The 453-nt window shown below is 60.7% G+C and carries 1 protein-coding gene; it reads right to left on the reverse strand.

The genetic code is table 11. The features are described from left to right. The coding region (locus tag ACU8YE_RS25160; RefSeq protein WP_446930284.1) for an MFS transporter at positions 1 to 444 on the reverse strand (444 nt) is incomplete at its 3' end. Positions 445 to 453: the final 9 nt, after the last annotated feature.

Genomic DNA, 453 nt, shown 5'->3' on the forward strand with positions numbered 1-453 from the left:
GACCATGAGAGCTGTCACTCCCAACCCCGTCGTCCACAGGACCTTGGAGTTCTGTTTGGCTATCGTCCACGTCGAGATCTTGGTGGGGGCATCGTCAACGGCAGTTTGTGGGACATCGACTGGGGGAAGGTCGGGCATGACAGTGGTCACGGCAGCGGCGAGAACACTGGCAACGGATGCAAATCCGTATGCCCATGACATGGAGGCTTCGCGGAGAATCCACGATCCCGCCATGGGGCCGACAAACCAACCCACCCGGAACACTCCGCCGAGGGTGGACAGCGCGCGAGCTCGGTATCGGTATGGGATCGCTACCGTCAGGTAATTCTGTCGGGCAATGCCGTACACGGCGCCGGCCATGCCGTTGACAAAGACCGCGACAGCTAGCGAACCAAGGTGGTGCACCAGCCCCATGGACACAAGCGCAACCGCGTCAATGAGCATGGCTATCAC

Source organism: Ralstonia sp. VS2407, from assembly GCF_052950655.1.